Here is a 6,294-nt window from a genome sequence, read left to right on the forward strand (position 1 = left end):
GCTCGTGCCACGGGGCGGGCGAGCCGGCCGCCGCCGCGCCGTGTCCGCCGGACCAGGCCCGCGTTGCGCCCCACGCCACCAGGAGCAGCACGAAGATGAGCGCGACGATGACCCACTGATGCACCAGCGCCGACCGGAAGGCGGCGACGATCGTGGGATCAGCGGGGTTCAGCCCCGAGTTCATGCCTGGCACGGCGCAATCCTTCGCCCGCGATAATTGTGCGGCTAAGTCTTCCACAGGTGACGTAAGAAGCCAGGGCCGGGAAGCTGACCGTTCCCGTATCGATAGTCTCGGCACAGGAACGCTATGGAGCGTGGCCTAGGACGGAGGACATCATGCCGGCAAAGGGAACTGCCGAATGGAAGGGTGGCCTGCAAACGGGCACCGGTACCTTCACCGCGGGAGACACGATCGGCGGGGGGTACACCTTCAAGTCCCGTTTCGAAGACGGTCCCGGCTCGAACCCTGAGCAGCTGATCGCCGCCGCCCACGCGGCCTGCTTCTCGATGGCGCTGTCGGCCGCGCTGGAGCGGGCCGGCACGCCCGTGGAGTCGGTCCAGACCAACGCCACGGTGACCTTGCGGCTTGTCGACGGAGCGCCCACCATCACCAAGATCGAGCTGGTCACGAGGGGCCGGGTGCCCGGCATCGACGAGGCCACGTTCGTCAAGGAGGCCGAGGGGGCCAAGGTGAACTGCCCGGTGAGCCGGGCGCTGGCGAGCGTCCCCGAGATCACCCTGGAGGCGTCCCTCGCATGAATGCTGGCGCGCTGACCGGGGACGGCCGGGCCGTCCAGCTCCGCGACGGCAACCAGCTGCCCGTGCTCGGGCTCGGCGTCTGGCAGGTGCCGGACGGGCCGGTGTGCGTGAACGCCGTGCGCTGGGCGCTCGAGCTGGGGTACCGGCACATCGACACCGCCCAGGCCTACGGCAACGAGGCGAGCGTCGGCAAGGCGCTGCGCGAGAGCGGCGTGCCTCGCAACGAGGTGTTCATCACCACCAAGTTCTACCCGGGGCGCCAGGACCCGGTCGCCGAGGCGGAGGCCAGCCTGCGACGGCTCGGCGTGGACCAGGTGGACCTGTACCTGGTGCACTGGCCGCAGGGCGGTCCGCTGCGGGCCTGGCCGGGAATGGAGCTGGCGCGGGTGCGCGGGCTGGCCAAGTCGATCGGCGTCTCCAACTTCGGCGCGGACGACCTCGGGAAGGTGCTCGCCGCGGCCAGTGTCCCGCCGGCCGTCGACCAGATCGAGTTCAGCGCCGTGCATTACCGCCGCGGGCTCATGGACGCGTGCCGGAGCGCGGAGGTCGTGCCCGAGGCCTACAGCCCGCTCGGCACCGGCCGGCACCTGTCGAACAAGCGGGTGACCGCGATCGCCGCGCGGGCCGGCCGGACCCCGGCGCAGGTGCTGCTGCGCTGGTGCCTCCAGCACGGCCTGCCGGTCATCCCGAAGTCCACGCATCGCGAGCGGATCGAGGAGAACGCGCAGATCTTCGACTTCACGCTGTCCGAGGAGGATATGGCAGAGCTCGACGCGCTCGATCAGACCCACGGCACCGACCGCGCCCTGGAGCGCCACTGGTGGCGGTAACCGGGTTACGCGGGCGCCTCCGGCGCGGCCGCGAGCCAGTGCTCCACCACCGACGCGATGAACTCGTCGGTGACCTCCGCGCGCTCGAAGGAGACCCGGGCCAGCACCGGCCCGGACAGCAGGGCTGTCCGGGCCGTGGCTCAGGCGCCGATGGCGACGCTCGCCTCGGTGGTGTAGGCGGAGAAAGTGAACGACTCGATGAAGTAGAGCCGCACCTGGTCCGCGTCGTGCGACAGGTAGCCGACGGACAGGTCCTGGCCGAGCCGCAGCTCGTAGTCGCCGCCGCGGCCGGTCAGCAGCAGCCCGCCGTCGATCGCCGGGGCCCACCAGATGTCGCCGTCGAGCAGGCGCTCCAGGTGCGCCATGATCGGGTAGCCGTGGTCGGAGGTCTCGCTCACCGCGGTCCACGCGTCCGCGGACAGCAGCAGCGAGTACGGGCCGGCCACCCCGGCCAGCCGCAGCTCGCTGACTGCCTTGCTGACCACGTCCGGGTAGCTCTTCACGTCCGCGGGCAGCGTCAGGCCCGGGTTGGACGACGCCTGCCTGATGCCGGTGATCTGGGCCGCCGGGTAGCCGTCGAAGACCGCGCGGTCCTCGGCGAAGGCGATCCGCTTCGCGGCGTCCTTCACCGGCTGCCAGTCCGGGTCCTGCGCGCCGCGCTCGACCGAGTCGATCTGCGCGCGGTCGAGGGTGAACGGGACGGTGAGCTCCACCACGGGCCGCCAGGCGCGCAGCGCCGCCTTGACCCCGTCTTCCGGCGACTCGATGGGGGCCAGGTGGCCGGTGTCGACGCCGGCCAGCCCGAGGCCGTCAGGGCCGGAGACGTCGACGACGCGACGGCCGGCGACGTGCAGCTTGAACGTGCGCGCGGCCTCCTCTTCGATGCTGGCCCACGCTGCGGCCGAGATCGGCGCGAGTTCGCGGTGCAGGTTGTTCATCGCCATGCCTGCTAGCCTTCCTTTCCCTTGAGCGAGCCGATGCCGAGCGAACCGTCCCCGCCGGCGGCCTGCGACGCGGCCTGAACCGTCGCCGGCTCCCCGGGCGCCGCTGGCGCGCCGGGCGGGTCGTCGAGGAAGTCCGCGGACGGAGCGAAGAACAGGCAGCCGGTGAGCGCTTCGGAGAAGTCGAGGATGCGATCGGTGTTGCCTGGCGGGCTGCCGATGAACATGTTGGTGAGCATGAGCTCGGTGATCGACGGGGTGGCCGCGTAGCCGATGTAGTAGGTGCCGAACTCGGCGGCGCCCGGGTTGCCGAACGGCATGTTCGCCCGGATGATCTTCTGCTCCTCGCCGTCCGGGCCGGTCACCGTGTTCAGCGCCACGTGCGAGTTGGCTGGCTTCACGTCGTCGGGCATCTCGATGTCGTCCAGCTTCGACCGGCCGATCACGCGCTCCTGTTCCTCGATGGAGATCGCGTTCCACGCCGGCAGGTCGTGCACGTACTTCTGGACGATCACGTAGCTGCCCGCGGCGAAGTCCGGGTCATCCGCGCCGTCGACGAACGCGGCCCTGTTCCCCGCGGCGCCGCCCGGGGACTCGGTGCCGTCGACGAACCCGATCAGGTCCCGCTCGTCGAAGTACCGGAAGCCCTGCACCTCGTCCGCTACCGTGACCGCGCCGGCGAGCCGGGCCATCACCTGGGTGGCGTACTCGAAGCACAGGTCCATCCGGCTGGCTCTGATGTGGAAGAGCAGGTCACCAGGGGTGGCCGGGGCGTGGTGGCGGGGACCCGTCAGCTCCCGGAACGGGTGCAGCTCCGCCGGGCGCGGCCCGCTGAACAGCCGGTCCCAGGCCGCGGAGCCGATCCCGACGACCACCGCGAGCTCGCCGTCGGGGATGCGGAAGCCGACCGAGCGCTGCAGGGCGGCGATGTCAGGCAGCAGGTCCCGCACGGTTTGCTCGCTGCCGGGGTTCACGGTTACCACGAGGAAGACGGCGGCGGCGGTCAGCGGGACCACCACCGGCTGCGGCTCGGGCGCGTCTTCTGGCACGGCATGCCCCCTTCGGCGCGGACGGAGATAGCCTCCCATACCCGCGTCGCCAGGCGCGCACGGGGATCAGGCCGCGGAGCCGCCGGTCGCCAGGCGCATCAGGTCGGTGTCGAGGTCGATGCCGACCTCGGTGCCGCCAGCGCTGCCGAACTCGTGCTGGTAACTGTCCCAGGACTCGTCCCTGACCTTGCGGGCAAAGCCGCTCGCCATCAGCAGCACGAGCTCGACCGCGGCCCGGTCGATGCGGTTAGCCAGCGCCGGGTCACTCCAGTCCTCGGGGGCGGCGAACAGCGACGTGGGCACGGTCATGGCGCGCAGGAAGGCGAACAGCGGACGCATCTCCTGGTCCGCCACCAGTGCATGCCTGGCCGTGCCGGCGGTCGCCGCGAGCACCACCGGTTTGGCGATGAGCAGGTCGTTGTCGAGCACGTGGATGAACGAGGTGAACAGCGCGCTCGCGGCGGCCTTGTACACCGGGGTGGCGGCGATGACGCCGTCGGCGGCGGCGAGCGCGTCGATCGCCTGCTGCAGCCGCGGGGTGATCAGCTGGGAGGTCAGCGCGGTAGTGACATCGGTGGCGATCTCGCGCAGCTCGATGACGCTGGTGATCACCGTGTGCCCGTGGCGGGCCGCGATCGCCTCGACGCGCTGCGCCACCCGGTCGGCGAGCAGCCTGGTCGAGGACGGGTCGCTGGTGCCCGCGGTGACGACCGCGACGCGGAACGTCTCGTTGGTCATGTGCTGTTCCTTGCTAGCTTCAGGGAGATCTCTTCGAGCTGGCGGAGTTCGGCCGGGGTGAGTTCGGCGTTCATCGCGCGGGCGACGTCGCGAGCGTGACGGCGGCCGATCCTGCGCTGCAGCTCCAGGCCCGCGCCGGTGAGCGCGAGCCGGACGCCGCGGCCGTCCGCCGGGTCCGGCTCGCGACCGATGAGCCCGCGGTCCGCCAGCCGGTCCACCATCCGGGACAGGGCCGGCTGGCTGAGCAGCACGTGCCGGTTCAGTTCGGTCAGCCGGATCGGCGCCGGGCACTTGGACAGCGTGTAGAGGACGTCGTACTCCCGCATGGAGATGTCCTCCCAGATGTCCTCGGCGGCGAACCGCTTGATTAGCGACGCGTGGGCGGTGAGCAGTGCCTCCCACGCATCGTTTGCGGGGTGTCTCGGGTCGGCCATGGCCGTCAGATCTCCGGGTACTCGGCCTGGAACTGCTCCGCGCTGTCCTGGTACGGGGACGAGCCGGTGACGTTGTCGCCGCGGTTCGCGTTCGGGCGCGGCTGGCGCGGCTCCGCGTCGCCGTACTGCGCCTTAACCAGCAGCTCGTGGGTCGGGGCCGGCGCGGTCTGCGGGTCCTGCCTGGCCGCGATCTCCTTGCGCAGCACCGGGATGACCTCGCCGCCGAGCAGCTCAAGCTGGTTGAGGACCTTGTCGAGCGGCAGGCCCGCGTGGTCCATCAGGAACAGCTGGCGCTGGTAGTCGCCGAAGTGCTCGCGGAACGTCAGGGTCTTGTCGATGACCTCCTGCGGGCTGCCGACGGACAGCGGCGTCATCGCCATGAAGTCCTCCATCGACGGGCCGTGGCCGTAGACCGGCGCCTCGTTGAAGTAGGGCCGGAACTCGCTCTTGGCGTCCTGGGAGTTCTTCGCGAGGTACGCCTGGCCGCCGAGGCCGACGATCGCCTGCTTCTCCGTGCCGTGGCCGTAGTGGGCGAAGCGCTGCCGGTAGAACCTGATCAGCCGGACGTAGTGCTCCTTCGGCCAGAAGATGTTGTTGGCGAAGAAGCCGTCGCCGTAGTAGGCGGCCTGTTCCGCGATCTCGGGGGAGCGGATCGAGCCGTGCCAGACGAACGGCGGCACGTCGTCGAGCGGACGCGGGATGGAAGTGAAGCCCTGCAGCGGGGTGCGGAACTTGCCGGTGGCGTCCACCACGTCCTCGCGCCATAGCCGGTGCAGCAGGTTGTAGTTCTCCAGCGCGAGCGGCAGGCCCTGCCTGATGTCCTGGCCGAACCACGGGTACACCGGAGCGGTGTTGCCGCGGCCGAGCATCAGGTCCATCCGGCCCTTGCTCAGGTGCTGGAGCATCGCGTACTCCTCGGCGATGCGCACCGGATCGTTGGTGGTGATCAGCGTGGTGCTCGTGGTCACGATCAGCCGCTTGGTGGTCGCGGCGATATAGGCGAGCAGGGTCGTGGGCGACGAGCTGAAGAACGGCGGGTTGTGGTGCTCGCCGATCGCGAACACGTCCATGCCGGTTTCCTCGGTCTTCTGGGCTATCTTCACGATCGCGTCGATGCGCTCGGCCTCACTCGGGGTGTAGCCGGTGACCGGGTCGCGAGTGATGTCGCTGACCGAGAAAATTCCGAACTGCATTCTCATGCCTCCGTGCAGTTGTATGCGTTTGCATGGATCTACAACAGCACACGCTTTGCGGTATTCCCCGCGGCGGCGGTTGTGCGAGACGATCCGTATCGTGGGCGAGAACGCGACAGCGCGCGGTGCCGAGAGCACCACGATCAGGGCGGGGCTGCTGGCCGGCATCCGGCGCCGCCGGCCTGAGTTCGAGGCCGCCGGCGAACGTGCCGAGAAGCTGCGGACGCTGCCCGGCGAGACGGTGGCCACGCTGCGGGCCATGGGCGCGTTCTGGCTCAAGACCCCGGCCGAGCTGGGCGGCACGCCGCTGGCGCCGCTCGATTTCTGCGACGTGATGGAGGAATTCGGGT

Annotated in this window: 9 protein-coding genes; 3 read left to right on the top strand and 6 right to left on the bottom strand. The window is 70.2% G+C overall.

Annotated features, from left to right (window positions below):
- The coding region (locus WA805_RS14660; protein WP_422280272.1) for a hypothetical protein at positions 1-193 on the bottom strand (193 nt) is incomplete at its 3' end.
- A gap of 143 nt (positions 194-336) precedes the next feature.
- Between WA805_RS14660 and WA805_RS14665 the strand changes: the two genes are divergently transcribed.
- Positions 337-759, top strand: a complete 423-nt coding sequence (locus WA805_RS14665) for an OsmC family protein (protein WP_422280270.1) — start codon at positions 337-339, stop codon at positions 757-759.
- Positions 756-1,589, top strand: a complete 834-nt coding sequence (locus tag WA805_RS14670; RefSeq protein ID WP_422280268.1) for an aldo/keto reductase — start codon at positions 756-758, stop codon at positions 1,587-1,589. The genes WA805_RS14665 and WA805_RS14670 overlap by 4 nt, the downstream gene beginning before the upstream one ends.
- Positions 1,590-1,729: 140 nt before the next feature.
- Here WA805_RS14670 and WA805_RS14675 read toward each other — a convergent pair whose 3' ends face one another.
- From WA805_RS14675 to WA805_RS14695, 5 genes are all read right to left on the bottom strand, one after another.
- On the bottom strand, positions 1,730-2,533 hold the full coding sequence (locus WA805_RS14675; protein WP_422280266.1) for a family 1 encapsulin nanocompartment shell protein: 804 nt from the start codon (positions 2,531-2,533) through the stop codon (positions 1,730-1,732).
- Positions 2,534-2,538: 5 nt separating this feature from the next.
- Positions 2,539-3,579 carry a Dyp-type peroxidase gene (locus WA805_RS14680; RefSeq protein ID WP_425242595.1) on the bottom strand — a complete coding sequence of 347 codons (1,041 nt, stop codon included), beginning with the start codon at positions 3,577-3,579 and terminating at the stop codon, positions 2,539-2,541.
- Positions 3,580-3,645: 66 nt separating this feature from the next.
- A complete protein-coding gene (locus WA805_RS14685) occupies positions 3,646-4,317 on the bottom strand; it encodes a CE1759 family FMN reductase (protein ID WP_425242596.1) in 672 nt (223 codons plus the stop codon).
- Positions 4,314-4,751, bottom strand: a complete 438-nt coding sequence (locus WA805_RS14690; protein WP_422280260.1) for a MarR family winged helix-turn-helix transcriptional regulator — start codon at positions 4,749-4,751, stop codon at positions 4,314-4,316. Before WA805_RS14690 ends, WA805_RS14685 begins: the two co-directional genes overlap by 4 nt.
- A gap of 5 nt (positions 4,752-4,756) precedes the next feature.
- Entirely contained in the window at positions 4,757-5,944 is a 1,188-nt protein-coding gene (locus WA805_RS14695; RefSeq protein WP_422289672.1) for an LLM class flavin-dependent oxidoreductase, read from the bottom strand.
- A gap of 100 nt (positions 5,945-6,044) precedes the next feature.
- Between WA805_RS14695 and WA805_RS14700 the strand changes: the two genes are divergently transcribed.
- Positions 6,045-6,294 (top strand): hypothetical protein (locus tag WA805_RS14700; RefSeq protein WP_425242597.1); only part of this gene is annotated, 250 nt, incomplete at its 3' end.

It is taken from the genome of Trebonia sp., from assembly GCF_049794275.1.
GTDB lineage: Bacteria > Actinomycetota > Actinomycetes > Streptosporangiales > Streptosporangiaceae > Trebonia.